This is a genomic window from Pseudomonas sp. NPDC087804, from assembly GCF_044742965.1.
Classification (GTDB): domain Bacteria; phylum Pseudomonadota; class Gammaproteobacteria; order Pseudomonadales; family Pseudomonadaceae; genus Aquipseudomonas; species Aquipseudomonas rustica.
This window is the reverse complement of sequence record NZ_JBIUVN010000001.1, coordinates 216074-232518: the sequence shown is the minus strand read 5'-3', so window position 1 is coordinate 232518 and position 16445 is coordinate 216074. Positions and strand designations below refer to the sequence as shown.

Annotated in this window: 16 protein-coding genes; 12 read left to right on the top strand and 4 right to left on the bottom strand. The window is 60.0% G+C overall.

What is annotated here, in order from left to right; genetic code table 11:
* Positions 1 to 254: 254 nt before the first annotated feature.
* Positions 255 to 2639 carry an RND family transporter gene (locus ACIOMO_RS01120; protein ID WP_401237567.1) on the bottom strand — a complete coding sequence of 795 codons (2385 nt, stop codon included), beginning with the start codon at positions 2637 to 2639 and terminating at the stop codon, positions 255 to 257.
* Entirely contained in the window at positions 2636 to 3679 is a 1044-nt protein-coding gene (locus ACIOMO_RS01115) for a YCF48-related protein (protein ID WP_159815098.1), read from the bottom strand. The genes ACIOMO_RS01120 and ACIOMO_RS01115 overlap by 4 nt, the downstream gene beginning before the upstream one ends.
* A 428-nt stretch (positions 3680 to 4107) precedes the next feature.
* Here ACIOMO_RS01115 and ACIOMO_RS01110 point away from each other — a divergent pair, with 428 nt between their 5' ends.
* The 7 genes from ACIOMO_RS01110 (at position 4108) to ACIOMO_RS01080 (ending at position 9444) form a co-directional block, all read left to right on the top strand.
* Positions 4108 to 4698, top strand: a complete 591-nt coding sequence (locus ACIOMO_RS01110) for an amino acid synthesis family protein (protein ID WP_007917992.1) — start codon at positions 4108 to 4110, stop codon at positions 4696 to 4698.
* A gap of 31 nt (positions 4699 to 4729) precedes the next feature.
* On the top strand, positions 4730 to 5563 hold the full coding sequence (locus ACIOMO_RS01105; RefSeq protein ID WP_401237565.1) for an alpha/beta fold hydrolase: 834 nt from the start codon (positions 4730 to 4732) through the stop codon (positions 5561 to 5563).
* Entirely contained in the window at positions 5560 to 7041 is a 1482-nt protein-coding gene (locus tag ACIOMO_RS01100; RefSeq protein ID WP_401237563.1) for an aldehyde dehydrogenase, read from the top strand. Before ACIOMO_RS01105 ends, ACIOMO_RS01100 begins: the two co-directional genes overlap by 4 nt.
* 12 nt (positions 7042 to 7053) lie before the next feature.
* Complete coding sequence (locus ACIOMO_RS01095) at positions 7054 to 7539, top strand: flavin reductase family protein (protein WP_053121178.1); 486 nt, start codon at positions 7054 to 7056, stop codon at positions 7537 to 7539.
* Between the two features lie 128 nt (positions 7540 to 7667).
* The gene (locus tag ACIOMO_RS01090) at positions 7668 to 8072 is read left to right on the top strand and encodes a carboxymuconolactone decarboxylase family protein (RefSeq protein ID WP_008088075.1); all 405 of its coding nucleotides are present in this window, start codon (positions 7668 to 7670) and stop codon (positions 8070 to 8072) included.
* A 42-nt stretch (positions 8073 to 8114) separates the two neighbouring features.
* Positions 8115 to 8879, top strand: coding sequence for a GntR family transcriptional regulator (locus ACIOMO_RS01085; RefSeq protein ID WP_053121182.1), 765 nt, complete (start codon positions 8115 to 8117; stop codon positions 8877 to 8879).
* 1 nt (position 8880) lies between these two features.
* On the top strand, positions 8881 to 9444 hold the full coding sequence (locus ACIOMO_RS01080) for an NUDIX hydrolase (RefSeq protein ID WP_053121184.1): 564 nt from the start codon (positions 8881 to 8883) through the stop codon (positions 9442 to 9444).
* A 170-nt stretch (positions 9445 to 9614) separates the two neighbouring features.
* Here ACIOMO_RS01080 and ACIOMO_RS01075 read toward each other — a convergent pair whose 3' ends face one another.
* On the bottom strand, positions 9615 to 9911 hold the full coding sequence (locus ACIOMO_RS01075) for a DUF1330 domain-containing protein (RefSeq protein ID WP_053121186.1): 297 nt from the start codon (positions 9909 to 9911) through the stop codon (positions 9615 to 9617).
* A gap of 68 nt (positions 9912 to 9979) precedes the next feature.
* Here ACIOMO_RS01075 and ribBA point away from each other — a divergent pair, with 68 nt between their 5' ends.
* The 5 genes from ribBA (at position 9980) to ACIOMO_RS01050 (ending at position 15367) form a co-directional block, all read left to right on the top strand.
* A complete protein-coding gene (gene ribBA, locus ACIOMO_RS01070) occupies positions 9980 to 11089 on the top strand; it encodes a bifunctional 3,4-dihydroxy-2-butanone-4-phosphate synthase/GTP cyclohydrolase II (RefSeq protein WP_212546096.1) in 1110 nt (369 codons plus the stop codon).
* Positions 11090 to 11409: 320 nt separating this feature from the next.
* Entirely contained in the window at positions 11410 to 12435 is a 1026-nt protein-coding gene (locus tag ACIOMO_RS01065) for an ABC transporter substrate-binding protein (protein ID WP_401237559.1), read from the top strand.
* Complete coding sequence (locus tag ACIOMO_RS01060; RefSeq protein ID WP_053121191.1) at positions 12432 to 13379, top strand: ABC transporter permease; 948 nt, start codon at positions 12432 to 12434, stop codon at positions 13377 to 13379. Before ACIOMO_RS01065 ends, ACIOMO_RS01060 begins: the two co-directional genes overlap by 4 nt.
* A gap of 6 nt (positions 13380 to 13385) precedes the next feature.
* Entirely contained in the window at positions 13386 to 14195 is an 810-nt protein-coding gene (locus ACIOMO_RS01055; protein ID WP_007918021.1) for an ABC transporter permease, read from the top strand.
* 17 nt (positions 14196 to 14212) lie between these two features.
* Positions 14213 to 15367 (top strand): ABC transporter ATP-binding protein, encoded by a 1155-nt coding sequence (locus ACIOMO_RS01050; protein WP_401237557.1) that lies wholly within the window; start codon positions 14213 to 14215, stop codon positions 15365 to 15367.
* Positions 15368 to 15646: 279 nt separating this feature from the next.
* Here the strand turns inward: ACIOMO_RS01050 and ACIOMO_RS01045 are convergent, their stop codons facing one another.
* Positions 15647 to 16372 (bottom strand): transporter substrate-binding domain-containing protein, encoded by a 726-nt coding sequence (locus ACIOMO_RS01045; RefSeq protein WP_401237555.1) that lies wholly within the window; start codon positions 16370 to 16372, stop codon positions 15647 to 15649.
* Between the last annotated feature and the right edge of the window lie 73 nt (positions 16373 to 16445).

Here is a 16445-nt window from a genome sequence, read left to right as displayed (position 1 = left end):
ATCCTCTGCCCTCACCCTAGCCCTCTCCCAGAGGTAGAGGGAACCGATTGGGGGATGTTCGAGATTTACGCCGACTTGAACGATTTGCTGTGAATCCATAATCGACTCGGTATTTCAGGTCGATGGATCAAGCCGCACCCCTCGGTCAGTCCCCTCTCCCTCGGGGAGAGGGTTAGGGTGAGGGGCTCTTGATCTTGAGCCACAAAAAAAGCCGCAACCCTAAGGTTGCGGCTTTGTCGTTTCAGCCCTTCAGATCAATGCGCAAACAGCGAGTTACCCTTCTGCCCCGCCAGTTTCTCCGGCTTGATCAGGAACTTCGCCAGTGCCGGCAGCAGCCACAGCGCACCGAACATGTTCCACAGCAGCATGAAGGTCAGCATCAGGCCCATGTCGGCCTGGAACTTGATCGCCGAGAAGATCCAGGTGCACACACCAATCGCCAGGCACAAACCGGTGAACAGCACCGCTTTACCGGTAGATTTCAGCGTCTGGTAATAGGCTTCCTGCAACGGCAGCCCCGCACGCAGGAAACTCTCCAGTCGGCTGTAGATGTAGATGCCGTAGTCGACGCCAATCCCCACGCCCAGCGCCACCACCGGCAGCGTCGCGACTTTCACGCCGATGCCCATGAACGCCATCAGCGCGTTGCCGAGTACCGAGGTCAGCACCAGCGGCAGCACGATGCACAAGGTCGCGGCCCACGAACGGAAGGTGATCATGCACATCACCGCCACGCAGATGTACACCAGAATCAGGATGGTCAGTTCAGCCTGTTTGATGACTTCGTTGGTGGCCGCTTCGATCCCGGCATTACCGGCCGCGAGGATGAATTCCAGACCGTCCTTGTTGTTGTCCTTGGCGAATTCCTGCACCGCGTGAACGGCACGATCCAGAGTTTCAGCCTTGTGATCGTTGAGGAAGATCAGTACCGGCGCCAGCGAGCAGCTGTTGTTGTACAGGCCGTCTGCGCGGGCAATCGAGTTGTTCAGCACGTCGGGGTTACGCGACAGGGTTTCCCATTTCAGGTTGCCCTCGTTCATGCCCTTGATCATCTGCTTGGACACGGTCACCAGGGAGATCGCCGACTGCACGCCCTCGGTGTTCTGCATCTTCCACATCAGCTCGTCGATCGGCGCCATGGCTTCGTAGCGTGAGCAGCCTTCAGCCTTGGTCTTGACCATCACCACCAGCACGTCGGAACTGGTCGAGTAGTTGTTGATGATGAAATTGTTGTCCTTGTTGTAGCGCGAGTCCGGACGCAGTTCCGGTGCGCCTTGGTCGAGGTCACCGATTTTCAGATTCTGGCTGTACCAGAGGCCGCCACCGAAGGCGATCAGCGCCAGCACCACCGAGATGCGTGCGACTTTCGGGTTGGCGAAGTTCGACAGCAGGCGCCAGAACGGGTGTTCGCGGTTTGCATCTTTCTTGCTTTTGGCAATTGCGCGCTTGCTGATGCCGACATAGGAAATGGCCACCGGCAGCAGGATCAGGTTGGTGAACACGATTACCGCGACGCCGATGGACGCGCCGATCGCCAGTTCACGGATCACGCCGATATCGATAATCAGCAGCGTGATGAAGCCCACCGCATCCGCGAGAATCGCGATCATTCCCGGCAGGAACAGTTGCCGGAAGGTGCGCCGCGCTGCGGTCAGGGCGTTATCGGCCTCACTGGATTGCAGGGCGATACCGTTGATCTTCTGTACGCCGTGGGAGATACCGATGGCGAAGATCAGGAACGGCACCAGCATCGAATACGGATCGAGTCCGAAGCCAAAGAAGTGCATCAAACCAAGCTGCCAGACCACCGCCACCAGCGTCGTACTCAGTACCGCGATGGTGCTGCGCACGCAGTTGGTGAACCACAGCAGCAGGATCAGGGTGATGACAAACGCGATGCCGAAAAACAGCACCACCATCACCAGACCGTCGATCAGGTCACCAACCTTCTTGGCGAAACCGACGATGTGGATCTTGATGTTGGGGTTCTGTGCTTCGAATTTGGTGCGGATCTTGTCTTCCAGTTCATGGGAGAACTGGCGGTAGTCCAGCGCGAGCAGCTTGCCCTGATCCTGCGGATCCGGGTACGACTCGAGCAGCGGGATATCAACGATGCTCGACTTGAAGTCGTTGGACACCAGACGCCCAACCTGGCCGGACTTGAGCACGTTGTTGCGCAGCAGATCGAGGCTGTCCTGCGAGCCGTTGTAGCTCTGCGGGATCACTTCACCGCCGGCAAAACCTTCCTCGGTCACTTCGGTCCAGCGTACGCTCGGGCTCCACAGCGACTTCAGACCGGAACGGTCAACGCCGGAAATGTAGAACACCTCGTCGTTGATCTGGCGCAGGGTCTCCATGTATTCCTTGGAGAAGATGTCGCCGTCAGTGGCTTCGACCGAAATGCGCACGGTGTTGCCGAGGTTCGCCAGGTCGTTGCGGTGCTCCATCATCTTCTCGATGAACGGATGCTTGAGCGGGATCATTTTTTCGAAACTGGTCGACGGGCGGATCAGCGTCGCCTGCCAGAACAGGAAAATGCTCACCACCAGACAGATCAGAATCACTGCCGGGCGGTTGTTGAAGATCAGGCGCTCAAGGAACGTCGCCTTTTCCTGCTGAGGAGTGATCAAGGAAGTCATAGCCCCGCCTTCTTATTATTAACTTCGGCGCCGTTTGGCTGAGTGGTGTGAACGCCACCCTGCCCGGTCAGAATCAGGTTGCCGTCGCCGGCCGCGGTGACGGAAGACAGCGAGATGCGATCCGGACGGTTGAACACGCTGAACGTTTCGCCGTTGTCGCTGCTGCTGACCACCGAGCCGCCGTTACCGACGATGACGATCGAGCCATCCGGCAGCAAGGTCGCGCCGGACAGACCGAACTCCAGCGCACCGCGCGCGGCCTTCAGTTCGACCTGTTCCCAGGTGCTGCCGAAATCGCTGGAGCGGTAGAGGTTGCCGCGCAAGCCGTAGGCCAGCAGGGTTTGCGCCTGGGCCGTGCCGATCACGCCGAACAGCGAGCCTTCGTACGGGCCTTCGAGTTTTTCCCAGGTCTGGCCCCAGTCGGCGGAGCGGAACATGCTGCCCGACTCGCCGACAATGAACAGGCCGGCGTCTTTCACCGCCGCGATGGCGTTGAGGTGGAACTGGTCTTCGTTGTCGAGGCGGTCGCTGACGTCTTCCCAGTGTTTGCCACCGTCGGTGGTTTCCATCAGCGAGCCGTAAGCGCCCACGGCAAAGCCGCTGTTGACGTCCTTGAACCAGACGTCGAGCAGCGGCGATTCACGTTTGAGGTCTTCGAATTGCTTGGTCCAGGTCAGACCGCCGTCTTCGCTGGCGAGGATTTGCGCGTCGTGGCCGACTGCCCAGCCGTGTTTGTCATCGGCAAAATACACGGAAGTCAGCAGTTGCCGGCTCGGCACTTTGGCCTGCTTCCAGGTTTTGCCCTGGTCATCGGAATAGACGATGTGCCCGCGATCCCCGACCGCGACCAGACGCGCACCGGCGTGGACGACATCAAGAATCAGGCTTTTCGCGGCTTTGCTGGATTCGGTGGCATAGACCACGTCGGCCGGGGCCTCAGCGGCAATCACGGGTGCCGACAACGTGGCAAAGCCCAGCAGAGAGAGTGCTGTGGCCAGCAACGCGGTGTTGCGTAACGCCGGCGGGCGGCAACGACTCATAGACCTTCCCCTATTTATTATTGTTAGGCCATTTGGCCTTCAAGGGCGCCGCAAGTGTGCTCCGTTGATGGCAGATCAGAAGCATAGTCCTGAAACCCGCAATCCAGAGCCACTTCGGAAGCTGGCTCATCCTATCGGGCTTTAGAAACGTCTGACAATCGGCGCCACGTTATCTTTTGTTAACCGCGCGGGCTGAACGCATCCCCCTGTAGGAGCTGACGAGTGAAACGAGGCTGCGATCTTTTGATCCTGACCTTTAAAAGTCAAAAGATCGCAGCGTGCCGCAGCTCCTACAGGGATTTCGCGTTGTTATGACGGAGGATTCGTCGGATGGATGAAGGGAATCTTATGAGGGGGACTTGCACGATCGGTATTATGGTATACCATCAGACGCACAGACACTCTCAATCCCCCCTACGGAGCAGCTCATGAGTTTCGAAATTCGCAAGATCGTCAGCTATGTCGAAGAAACCTTCATCGAAGGCGGCAAAGCCACTGACAAGCCAGTGACCATGGTCGGCCTCGCCGTGGTGATGAAAAACCCTTGGGTGGGCAACGGTTTCGTCGAAGACCTCAAACCGCAGATCCGCGCCAACTGCTCCGACCTCGGTGCGCTGATGGTCGAGCGTCTGGTCGGCATCATCGGCGGTGCGGAAAAAATCGAGGCCTACGGCAAAGCCGCCGTGGTCGGTGCTGATGGCGAGATCGAACACGCCTCCGCCGTAATCCACACCCTGCGCTTCGGCAACCACTACCGCGAAGCCGTCAACGCCAAAAGCTACCTGAGCTTCACCAATAAGCGCGGCGGCCCGGGCACTTCGATTCAGATCCCGATGATGCACAAGGACGACGAAGGTCAGCGTTCGCACTACATCACCCTGGAAATGCAGATCGAAGACGCGCCGCGTGCTGATGAAATCGTTGTCGTGCTGGGTTGCGCCGACGGTGGTCGCCTGCACCCGCGCATCGGTAACCGCTACATCGATCTGGAAGAACTGGCCGCCGAAAAAGCCCAGTAATCACAATAAAAAGGCATTGCAGGAGCGCTCCATGATTCGGCTCACCGCTGAACTCACCCCGGCTGGCACCAGTTACCTGGCGACCGGCCAAGGCCAGCCCGTGGTTTTGATCCACGGCGTGGGCCTGAACAAAGAAATGTGGGGCGGCCAGATTGTCGGCCTGTCCAGCCAATACCGGGTGATCGCCTACGACATGCTTGGTCATGGCGCCAGCCCGCGACCAGCCAGCGGCACCGACCTGCTCGGTTACGCCGACCAGTTGCTGGAGCTGCTCGATCACCTCAATCTGCCGCAGGCAGCGGTGATCGGCTTCTCCATGGGCGGTCTGGTCGCGCGGGCCTTTGCCCTGCATTACCCGGAGCGCCTGCAAAGCCTGGTGGTGTTGAACAGCGTGTTCAACCGCAGCGAAGAACAGCGTGCCGGCGTCATCGCTCGCACCGCGCAAGCAGCCGAGCACGGCCCGGACGCGAATGCCGAAGCGGCGCTGTCGCGCTGGTTCAGCCGCGAGTATCAGGCGGCCAACCCGGCGCAGATCGCGGCGATCCGTCAGACCCTCGCCGGTAATGATCCGCAAGGCTATCTGACCACTTATGAATTGTTCGCCACCCAAGACATGTACCGCGTTGACGACTTGGGCAGTATTCAAGCGCCGACGCTAATCGCCACCGGCGAACTCGACCCGGGTTCGACCCCGGAAATGGCCGAGCAACTGGCACGACGCATCCCCGGTGCGAAGGTTGCCGTGCTGGCCGAGCAACGGCATATGATGCCCGTAGAGTCGCCGCGTCTGGTCAATCAGACGCTGCTGGAATTTCTCGAATTCGCACACTCCCGACAAAACCCTATACAGGGGATCGTTGCATGACACTCGCACGCTTCCAGATGTGCATCGGCGGAGAATGGGTCGACGCCCTCTCCGGCAAGACTTTCGAAAGCCTCAACCCGGCCTCCGCGCAAGCCTGGGCAGAATTGCCTGACGCTGATGAAGCGGACGTCGAACGCGCCGTGCAAGCGGCACAAACTGCTTTCGACAGCCCGGCATGGCGCGGCCTGACCGCCACCGCACGGGGCAAACTGCTACGCCGTCTCGGTGACTTGATCGCCGAAAATAAAGAACAACTGGCGCAGCTGGAAAGCCGCGACAACGGCAAACTGATCCGCGAAACCCGTGGCCAGGTCAGCTATCTGCCCGAATTTTTCCACTACACCGCCGGTCTTGCCGACAAGCTCGAAGGCGGCACGCTGCCGCTGGATAAGCCCGATCTGTTCGCCTACACCGTGCACGAAGCGATGGGTGTGGTCGCGGCGATCATTCCGTGGAACAGCCCGCTGTATCTGACCGCGATCAAACTCGCCCCGGCCCTCGCCGCTGGCAACACGATTGTGATCAAACCGTCCGAGCACGCCTCCGCAACGATTCTCGAGCTGGCGCGTCTGGCCCTCGAAGCCGGAATTCCGCCGGGCGTGGTCAACGTCGTCACCGGTTACGGCCCAAGCACCGGCGCCGCCCTCACCCGCCATCCGCTGATCCGCAAAATCGCCTTCACCGGCGGCGCGGCGACGGCACGGCATGTGGTGCGCAGCAGCGCCGAGAACTTCGCCAAGCTGTCGCTGGAACTGGGCGGCAAGTCGCCGAACATCATCTTCGCCGACGCCGATCTCGACAGCGCGATCAACGGCGCGATTGCCGGGATTTATGCGGCGTCCGGGCAGAGTTGCGTGTCTGGCTCACGCCTTTTGGTGCAGGACGAAATCTACGACGAATTCGTCAATCGCCTGGTCGAACGCGCCCAGCGCATTCGCATCGGCAACCCGCAGGAAGACGCCAGCGAAATGGGGCCGATGGCGACCGCGCAGCAACTAGCGGTGGTCGAAGGTCTGGTCGCTGATGCCATCGCAGAAGGCGCGCGTTTGCGTACCGGCGGCAAGCGGCCGACCGATCTCGGCGAAGGCTGGTTCTATGAGCCAACGCTGTTCGAATGCGACCGCAATTCGATGAAGATCATGCAGGAAGAAGTCTTTGGTCCGGTGGCTTCGGTCATTCGCTTTAAAGATGAAGCGGAAGCGCTGGCAATCGCCAACGACTCGCAGTTCGGCCTCGCGGCGGGCATCTGGACGCGTGACTTGGGCCGAGCACATCGCCTCGCTCGCGATGTGCGCTCGGGGATTATCTGGGTCAACACTTACCGCGCGGTGTCGGCGATGGCGCCGATCGGCGGCTTCAAGAACAGTGGCTATGGACGCGAAAGCGGCATCGATTCGGTGCTGGCCTACACCGAACTGAAAACGGTGTGGATCAACTTGTCTCAGGCGCCAATGCCTGATCCGTTTGTGATGCGCTAGGAGTCCTGCGAAATGATCGAACCCGGCATTTACAAAGACGTCATGAGCTCCTTCCCGTCCGGCGTCACGGTGGTTACCACTGTTGACCCGGAGGGCGGCATTGTCGGCATCACCGCCAGCGCTTTTAGCGCGCTGTCGATTGACCCGGCGCTGGTGCTGTTCTGCCCTAACTACGCCTCCGACACTTATCCGATTCTGCGTGACAGCAAGAAGTTTGCGATTCACTTGCTGTCGGCTGACCAGACGGCTGAGGCCTATGCCTTTGCCGGTAAAGGCAAGGACAAAGCCGCCGGTATCGAGTGGCATTTGAGCGAACTCGGTAACCCGATTCTCGCCAAAGCCACCGCGATCATCGAGTGCGAGTTGTGGCGTGAATATGACGGCGGCGATCACGCGATCATCGTTGGCGCAGTGAAGAATCTGATCCTGCCCGCGCAACCGGTGACACCGATGATCTACCACAAAGGCAAGCTCGGCCCGTTGCCGACACTGGCCTGACGGATTCACACAAATCCCAGTAGGAGCTGCCGAAGGCTGCGATCTTTTGACTTTGATTTTCAAGAGCAAGATCAAAAGATCGCAGCCTTCGGCAGCTCCTACAGGGGAATTGGGTGATGGGAGGAATGATGAGTAACGAGAAGTACGAAAAGGGCCTGAAGATCCGCACTCAGGTGCTCGGCGAAGCCTATGTGCAGCGCTCAATCGAGAACGCCGACGACTTCACCCGCCCGCTGCAGGAAATGGTCACCGAATACTGCTGGGGCCATGTCTGGGGTCGTGAAGGTTTGTCGCTCAAGGAGCGCAGCATGATCAACCTGGCGATGATCTCGGCGCTCAACCGTCCGCACGAACTCAAGCTGCATGTGCGTGGCGCCTTGCGTAACGGCCTGAGTCGTGAGCAAATACGCGAAATTCTGCTTCAGGTCGGCATTTATTGCGGCGTTCCGGCAGCCGTGGACAGTTTCCGGCTGGCCCGTGAAGCCTTCGCCGAAGCCGACGCCGAAGCCCCAGTTAACCCCTCGGCTGTTTAGATGCCCGTCTGGCATGGACAGCCAACCGAAAGAGCGGATCCCATGAAACGCCAGCCACTCGACGACAGCTTCAAGGTCAATCGCAACCCCGTTACCCTGCGCGAAATCGTGCTGGATAAACTGCGTAGCGCGATCATGAATTTCCAGCTCATGCCCGGTGATCGTCTGGTCGAGCGCGATCTGTGCGATCGCCTTGGCGTCAGCCGCACCTCCGTGCGCGAGGCCTTGCGTCACCTGGAATCCGAAGGTCTGGTTGAGTTCGCCGATGCCAAAGGCCCGCGCGTGGCGATCATCACCCTCGCCGATGCCGTTGACATCTACGAACTGCGTTGCGTACTCGAAGGTTTGATCGTGCAGCTGTTCACCCTGCGCGCCAAAGCCAAGGACATCAAAGCCCTGGAAAAAGCCCTCGACGAGAACCGCAAGGCGCTCAAGGACGGCGAACTGCAACAGGTGATTGACTCGGTGCAAGGTTTCTACGACGTGCTGCTCGAAGGCTCGGGCAACCATGTTGCGGCGACTCAGTTGCGTCAGTTGCAGGCTCGCATCAGCTACCTGCGTGCGACTTCGGTGTCGCAGGAAAACCGTCGCGGCGCGAGTAATCAGGAAATGGAAAAAATGGTCGAGGCGATCAAGAGCGGCGATCCGCTGGTGGCGCATCAGGCCTGTGTTGATCACGTTCGCGCTGCCGCTGCGGTAGCGCTCGACTATCTCAAGCGCAAGCAGGAAGAGACCGGTTCTGTCGTTAAAGGCACGCCGGCGATGACCCTGCCTATCGCGCTGAAAGAACCCCGTATAGGTCACTGATATGTTCAGCCCGAGCTATTGCCCGAAATGCGGTGGCCCTGACCTCGGTCAGCAGATACCGGCGGGCGATACGCACGAGCGCCTGATGTGTCGCGGCTGCGGCTACATCCACTACGTCAATCCGAAGATCATTGCCGGCTGCATCATCGAGCAGGACGGCAAATATCTGCTGTGCCAACGGGCGATCCCGCCGCGCCCGGGCACCTGGACGCTGCCCGCCGGTTTCATGGAAAGCGGCGAGACCACTGAGCAAGCGGCCATTCGCGAAGTCTGGGAAGAAAGCGGCGTGCGCGCGGAAATCGTTTCGCCGTACTCGATTTTCAGCGTGCCGAAGATTAGCGAGGTGTACATCATCTTCCGCGCGATCGCGCTGGAGATTACCGGGCAGTACGGATCGGAGACCATGGATTACAAGTTCTTCGCGCCGGAAGACATTCCGTGGGAGCAGATCTATTACCCGGCGATCCGACAGATTCTTGAGCGCTATATCGAAGAGCGCCTGGCTGGGGTTTATGGGATTTACATGGGCAATGATGATAGCGGCAAGATCCACTTTATCCGCTGATCACATTGATCGTTCCCATGCTCCGCGTGGGAACGCCTCCTCGGACGCTCCGCGTTCGGCTCTAAAAGGGACGCGGAGCGTCCCGGGCTGCATTCCCACGCGGAGCGTGGGAACGATCAATCAAAAGATCGCAGCCTTCGGCAGCTCCTACAGGGGCTTCACGGTGAGTCTTAAATTGGGGCTATGCCTTCGACGATGATGATCTCCGCCTTCGCCCATTCTTCGCGATAACTCTTCGCCTCCTGATACGCCGCCGAGTGGTAGCACGCCACGGCTTTTTCGTAGCTTTCAAATTCAATCACCACGCTGCGCTGTGGCGTCTTGCGCCCTTCCATCGCTTCGCTGCGCCCGCCCCTCGCCAGAAATTTCGCGCCGAACGCTGCGAAAGCCGCCGGGGCGCGCTGGGTGTATTGGCTGTAGTGATCGGCATCGGCGATGTCCACATGAGCAATCCAGTACGCCTTCATAGTGACCTCTTTGCTGATTTTGTATTATGGTATACCAATATATTTCCAACGAACCCTGAGAGTCCAGCATGGCCTTCAACAGCATCGAAGAAATCATCGAAGATTATCGTCTCGGCAAAATGGTTTTGCTGGTCGATGACGAAGACCGCGAAAACGAAGGCGACCTGTTACTGGCCGCCGACCGTTGCACGCCAGAAGCGATCAGCTTTATGGCCCGTGAAGCACGCGGGCTGATTTGCCTGACGCTGACCGACGACCACTGCCAGCGTCTGGGTCTTGAGCAAATGGTGCCGGCCAACGGCAGCGTGTTCAGCACCGCGTTTACCGTGTCGATTGAAGCGGCAGTTGGCGTGACCACCGGTATCTCGGCGGCGGATCGCGCCTGCACGGTTGCCGCCGCTGTCGCGCCGAATGCCCGCGCCGAAGACCTGGTGCAGCCCGGTCATATCTTCCCGCTGCGCGCCAAGGAAGGTGGCGTGCTGACCCGCGCCGGGCATACCGAAGCGGGTTGTGATCTGGCTCGATTGGCCGGTTTCACCCCGGCCTCGGTGATCGTCGAGGTGATGAACGACGACGGCACCATGGCCCGCCGCCCGGATCTGGAGGTGTTTGCGCGCAAGCACGGGATCAAGATCGGCACCATCGCCGACCTGATCCACTATCGCCTGAGCACCGAACACACCATCGAACGGATTGGTGAACGCGAGCTGCCGACGGTGCATGGCACGTTCCGTTTGATCACCTTTGAGGATCGCATCGAGGGCGGCGTGCACATGGCGATGGTCATGGGCGATCTGCGCCGCGAAGAGCCGACGCTGGTGCGCGTGCATGTGATTGATCCGCTGCGGGATCTGGTTGGCGCGGAATACAGCGGGCCGGCGAACTGGACGTTGTGGGCGGCGTTGCAACGGGTCGCGGCTGAGGGGCATGGGGTTGTGGTGGTGTTGGCCAATCACGAGTCGTCGCAGGCGCTGCTGGAGCGCGTGCCGCAATTGACCCAGCCGCCAAGGCAGTTCAGTCGTTCGCAATCGCGGATTTATTCCGAGGTGGGGACTGGGGCGCAGATTTTGCAGAATCTTGGGGTGGGTAAGCTGCGTCACCTAGGCCCTCCTCTGAAATACGCCGGCCTGACCGGGTATGACCTGGAAGTCGTCGAAAGCATCCCCTTCACCGAATAACCCACGACGAACACAAATCCAAATGTAGGAGTGAGCCTGCTCGCGATAGCGGTGTGACATTCAACAATGATGTTGGCTGATACACCGCTATCGCGAGCAGGCTCACTCCTACAGGGGTTTTGCATTTCAGATTCATTTCTTCGAACCACAAAAAAGGACAGCCGCCAGATAACCGGTAAGGCAAAGTGCTTGCACAAAGTTTGGAATACCATAATATGATATTCCATAGACCGGACACTCCAACGAACGTCCATCTACTGCTCCCGATAGGCGGGCAACAACGCAAGCCCGCTCAAAAACACAACAATGAGGGCGTGAACATGGTGTTGAACAAAGCTGCAACCGCGATCTTTTTTGCGGGACTGCTCAGCGTCACCGGCCAGGCTGCAATGGCGGCCGACAGCGTGAACTTCGTCAGTTGGGGTGGAAGCACCCAGGATGCGCAGAAACAGGCTTGGGCCGATCCGTTCAGCAAGGCCAGCGGCATCACCGTCGTGCAGGACGGCCCGACCGACTACGGCAAACTCAAAGCCATGGTCGAGAGCGGCAACGTGCAGTGGGACGTGGTCGATGTCGAAGCCGACTTCGCCCTGCGCGCCGCCGCTGAAGGCCTGCTCGAACCCCTCGATTTCAAAGTCATCCAGCGCGACAAGATCGACCCGCGGTTCGTCAGCGATTACGGCGTCGGCTCGTTCTTCTTCTCCTTCGTCCTCGGCTACAACGAGGGCAAACTCGGCGCCAACAAGCCGCAGCACTGGAGCGCCCTGTTCGACACCAAAACCTACCCGGGCAAACGCGCCCTCTACAAATGGCCAAGCCCCGGCGTGCTCGAATTGGCGCTGCTGGCCGATGGCGTACCTGCCGACAAGCTCTACCCGCTGGATCTCGATCGCGCCTTCAAGAAACTCGACACCATCAAGAAAGACATCGTCTGGTGGGGCGGCGGCGCGCAGTCGCAGCAACTGCTGGCGTCCGGTGAAGCGAGCATGGGCCAGTTCTGGAACGGCCGTATTCACGCCCTGCAAGAAGACGGCGCGCCGGTCGGCGTGAGCTGGAAACAGAACCTGGTCATGGCCGACATTCTGGTGATTCCAAAGGGCTCGAAAAACAAGGACGCAGCGATGAAGTTTCTCGCCAGCGCCAGCAGCGCCAAAGGCCAGGCCGACTTCTCCAACCTGACCGCCTACGCCCCGGTCAACCTCGACAGTGTGGAGCGTCTGGATTCGGCGCTGGCCCCCAACCTGCCGACTGCCTACGCTAAGGATCAGATCACTCTTGATTTCGCGTACTGGGCCAAAAACGGCCAGGCCATCGCGACACGGTGGAACGAATGGCTGGTCAAATGAAAATGGCGGCCACCGCGTCCCGTCCCTCCACTGCCACCGGCAGCGCCCAAAGCGCTGCCGGCTCGGCCCACGGAACACAGGCGGTTGCGATGCAGCAAGCCCCGTCCCTCAGACAACGCTGGCGCGGCGCCGGCAACCTCGTGCCAGCGCTGTTGTTCATCGGCCTGTTCTTTCTCGCGCCGTTGATTGGCCTGCTGCTACGCGGCGTGCTCGAACCGACGCCAGGCCTCGGCAACTATGAACAACTGTTCGCCAACTCGGCGTATGCCCGCGTCCTGCTCAACACCTTTTCGGTGGCCGGACTGGTGACGCTGTTCAGCCTGCTGCTGGGCTTTCCGCTGGCCTGGGCGATCACTCTGGTGCCGCGCGGCTGGGGGCGCTGGATTCTCAACATCGTGCTGCTGTCGATGTGGACCAGCCTGCTCGCCCGCACCTATTCGTGGCTGGTGCTGCTGCAAGCGTCGGGCGTGATCAACAAGGCGTTGATGGCGATGGGCATCATCGATCAGCCACTGGAGATGGTGCACAACCTCACCGGCGTGGTGATCGGCATGAGCTACATCATGATTCCGTTCATCGTGCTGCCGTTGCAGGCGACCATGCAAGCCATCGACCCGATGATCCTGCAGGCCGGTTCGATCTGCGGCGCCAGTCCGTGGAGCAACTTCTTCCGGGTGTTCCTGCCGCTGTGCCGGCCAGGTCTGGCCTCCGGTGGCTTGATGGTGTTCGTCATGTCGCTCGGTTACTACGTGACCCCGGCGTTGCTCGGTGGGGCGCAGAACATGATGCTGCCGGAGTTCATCATTCAGCAGGTGCAATCGTTCCTCAACTGGGGCCTGGCCAGTGCCGGCGCCGCGTTGCTGATCGCGATCACTTTGGTGCTGTTCTACTTCTACCTGAAGCTTCAACCGGAATCCCCGGTTGGCGCCAGTAACGCGAGGTAAGCCGACATGCTCCTGACCCCCAATGCGATGAGCCGCCGCATGCGTTTCGGCCTCTACGCCACCACCGGGCTGATCGGTTTGTTCCTGCTGTTGCCGATCGTGTTCATCGTGCTTTTGTCCTTCGGTTCCTCACAGTGGCTGGTGTTTCCACCACCGGGCTGGACGCTGAAATGGTACGGCCAGTTCTTCTCCAATCCTGACTGGATGAACGCTGCAGCGGCGAGCCTCAAGGTCGCTGTGCTGACCACGATCTGCGCCGTGGCCCTTGGTTTGCCGACTGCGTTTGCGCTGGTGCGCGGACGTTTTCCCGGCCGGGAAATGCTCTACGGTCTGTTCACCCTGCCGATGATCGTGCCGTTGGTGATCATCGCCGTGGCGGTGTACGCGCTGTTCCTCAAGCTCGGTTACACCGGGACGATGTTCGCCTTCGTGGTCAGCCATGTGATCGTCGCGCTGCCGTTCACCATCATCTCGATCATCAACTCGTTGAAGCTATTCGATCAGTCGATTGAAGACGCGGCGGTGATTTGCGGTGCGTCACGCCTGCAAGCGGTGTTCAAGGTGACGTTCCCGGCGATCCGTCCGGGCATGGTTGCCGGCGCCCTCTTCGCCTTCCTCGTTTCGTGGGACGAAGTGGTGCTCAGCGTGATGATGGCCAGCCCGACCCTGCAAACCCTTCCCGTGAAAATGTGGACCACCTTGCGCCAGGACCTGACGCCAGTGATCGCCGTCGCTTCGACGCTGCTGATCGGCTTGTCGGTATTGGTCATGGTGATCGCCGCCGCACTGCGCCGGCGCAACGAAATCAGCGCCTGAGCGCCCAGGAGTACGACATGAGTGCCGTGATCAAAGACGCTTCCCAGCAGAACGACAAACCCCTGGTCAGCCTGCGCAACCTGAACAAGCACTACGGCGACTTTGCCGCCGTCGACAACATCTCGCTGGACATCAAGGACGGTGAATTCCTCACCTTTCTCGGCTCCAGCGGCTCGGGTAAAAGCACCACGCTGTCGATGCTCGCCGGGTTTGAAACGCCGAGCAGCGGCGAAATCCTCGTCAACGGTGAATCGTTGGTCAATGTGCCGCCGCACAAGCGTGACATCGGCATGGTGTTCCAGCGTTATTCGCTGTTCCCGCATCTGTCGGTGCGCGACAACATTGCGTTTCCTCTGGCGATTCGCAAACTGGCGACGGCGGAGCGCGAGAAGCGTGTCGATGCGATGTTGAAACTGGTGCAGCTTGAGCAATTCGCCCATCGCCGCCCTTCGCAACTCTCGGGCGGCCAGCAACAACGCGTGGCTATTGCCCGGGCGCTGGTCTACGAACCACGCATTCTGTTGATGGACGAACCGCTCGGCGCGCTGGATAAAAAGCTGCGCGAGGATTTGCAGGATGAATTGCGCCAATTGCATCGTCGTCTGGGCATCACCATCGTTTACGTGACCCACGACCAGGAAGAAGCCATGCGTTTGTCGCAACGCATCGCGATTTTCAGTCACGGCAAGATTGTTGGATTGGGCAGTGGTTATGACCTGTATCAGAATCCGCCGAATGCGTTTGTCGCGTCGTTCCTCGGTAACTCGAACTTCCTCAAGCTCAAGGCGCAGGGCAATGCGGCGGCTTCTTTTGAAGGGCAGTCATTATCGATTCGCCTGACCGCTGGGTTGCACACCGATCAGGATGTGTTGCTGATGGTGCGGCCGGAAAAAGCGCAGGCGTTGAGCGTGGCGCAAGCCATCAGCGAACCGTTGCCGTCGGGGTGGAATGAAGTGGCGGCCAAGGTGGTTGAGGTGCTGTTCCTCGGCGAAAGCCAGACCTGCAGCGTGGTCACCTCGGGCGGCACCTCAATGACGGTGAAAGCATTGTCAGCCGCGGGCATGCCGCTCAAGGCTGGCGACCCGGTACAAGTGCGCTGGGCCACGGCTGATGCCTGCGTCTACACCGAATGGACCGAAAGCGACCTCAACAAAGCCGCCGGCTCCCACTGAAATCCCCTGTAGGAGCTGCCGAAGGCTGCGATCTTTTGATCTTGCCGTTAAAAACAAGATCAAAAGATCGCAGCCTCGTTTCACTCGACAGCTCCTACAGGAATGCATTCCAAATGTGGGAGCGAGCCTGCTCGCGAATGCGGTGTGTCATTCAACGTTAAGGTTGACTGACACGACCTCTTCGCGAGCAGGCTCGCTCCCACAGGGTCTGCCGTCATTTCAAGAATGTCCCCCTCAGGGCCACCCAAGCGTCGGGCCGCGGTGGCCCTTTTTTTGGTCTCAAGGCGCCACCGTCACATCGCCCTGCCCGCTCTCGGCGAGCGCTGCAGCGACAAACCCTTCAGCCTTCTTGCGCTCGACAAACGCCCGCACATACGCCGCGCCGGCCCTGCGCCCACGGGGCACGGCCATGGCCTGGCGAATCGCCGTGAACGCGCCGTCCAGCACGCGGTAACGCGCGTCGGCATCCGCGACTTTCTGCAAGGGCTGACGGACACCGGCGGCGGCATCCAGGTGTTGCTCGATAAACAGGTCAACGGCACCCGCCGAGGTTTCGGCACGCTCCAATTGTGCGTGCTGCAGCGTGCGACTGAGGAACAGGTCGTAGGCTGCGCCTTTGCCAACGGCCAATCGCAATCCTGGCTGATCGAGATCCTCGACGTTGCGATACGGGGCCTGCGCCTCGACCAGATAAGTCCCCTCAATGATCACGTAAGGCTCGCTGAACGCAATCTGCGCCTCGCGCACCGGCTCGATGGCGAGAAACGCCAAGTTCCACACGCCCTCCTCCAGCGCCGCGAAAACCTTGCCCGCCGCATCAAACGTACGCATCTCCAGCTCGACACCCAACTCGGCAGCCAGCGCTATCGCCAAAGCCACCGAAACACCCTGCGGCGCACCGTCCGCCCTGCGCTGTGCCAGCACCGGGTTGCCAAAATTGATGGCGGCATGCAGCACGCCGTCGGGCGCGAGATCGGCCATCACGGCCGGGGTGATTGCACTCATGGTGTTGCTCCCTGATCGGATAAAAAGTCAGTGTGCGTCGTGGCTGACACTGTCGAGGACACAACACACAGCG

Coding starts and splice junctions, on each gene's coding strand:
- ACIOMO_RS01120 (WP_401237567.1), bottom strand. CDS start 2,639: ATGACTTCCTTGATCACTCCTCAGCAGGAAAAGGCGACGTTCCTTGAG.
- ACIOMO_RS01115 (WP_159815098.1), bottom strand. CDS start 3,679: ATGAGTCGTTGCCGCCCGCCGGCGTTACGCAACACCGCGTTGCTGGCC.
- ACIOMO_RS01110 (WP_007917992.1), top strand. CDS start 4,108: ATGAGTTTCGAAATTCGCAAGATCGTCAGCTATGTCGAAGAAACCTTC.
- ACIOMO_RS01105 (WP_401237565.1), top strand. CDS start 4,730: ATGATTCGGCTCACCGCTGAACTCACCCCGGCTGGCACCAGTTACCTG.
- ACIOMO_RS01100 (WP_401237563.1), top strand. CDS start 5,560: ATGACACTCGCACGCTTCCAGATGTGCATCGGCGGAGAATGGGTCGAC.
- ACIOMO_RS01095 (WP_053121178.1), top strand. CDS start 7,054: ATGATCGAACCCGGCATTTACAAAGACGTCATGAGCTCCTTCCCGTCC.
- ACIOMO_RS01090 (WP_008088075.1), top strand. CDS start 7,668: ATGAGTAACGAGAAGTACGAAAAGGGCCTGAAGATCCGCACTCAGGTG.
- ACIOMO_RS01085 (WP_053121182.1), top strand. CDS start 8,115: ATGAAACGCCAGCCACTCGACGACAGCTTCAAGGTCAATCGCAACCCC.
- ACIOMO_RS01080 (WP_053121184.1), top strand. CDS start 8,881: ATGTTCAGCCCGAGCTATTGCCCGAAATGCGGTGGCCCTGACCTCGGT.
- ACIOMO_RS01075 (WP_053121186.1), bottom strand. CDS start 9,911: ATGAAGGCGTACTGGATTGCTCATGTGGACATCGCCGATGCCGATCAC.
- ribBA (WP_212546096.1), top strand. CDS start 9,980: ATGGCCTTCAACAGCATCGAAGAAATCATCGAAGATTATCGTCTCGGC.
- ACIOMO_RS01065 (WP_401237559.1), top strand. CDS start 11,410: ATGGTGTTGAACAAAGCTGCAACCGCGATCTTTTTTGCGGGACTGCTC.
- ACIOMO_RS01060 (WP_053121191.1), top strand. CDS start 12,432: ATGAAAATGGCGGCCACCGCGTCCCGTCCCTCCACTGCCACCGGCAGC.
- ACIOMO_RS01055 (WP_007918021.1), top strand. CDS start 13,386: ATGCTCCTGACCCCCAATGCGATGAGCCGCCGCATGCGTTTCGGCCTC.
- ACIOMO_RS01050 (WP_401237557.1), top strand. CDS start 14,213: ATGAGTGCCGTGATCAAAGACGCTTCCCAGCAGAACGACAAACCCCTG.
- ACIOMO_RS01045 (WP_401237555.1), bottom strand. CDS start 16,372: ATGAGTGCAATCACCCCGGCCGTGATGGCCGATCTCGCGCCCGACGGC.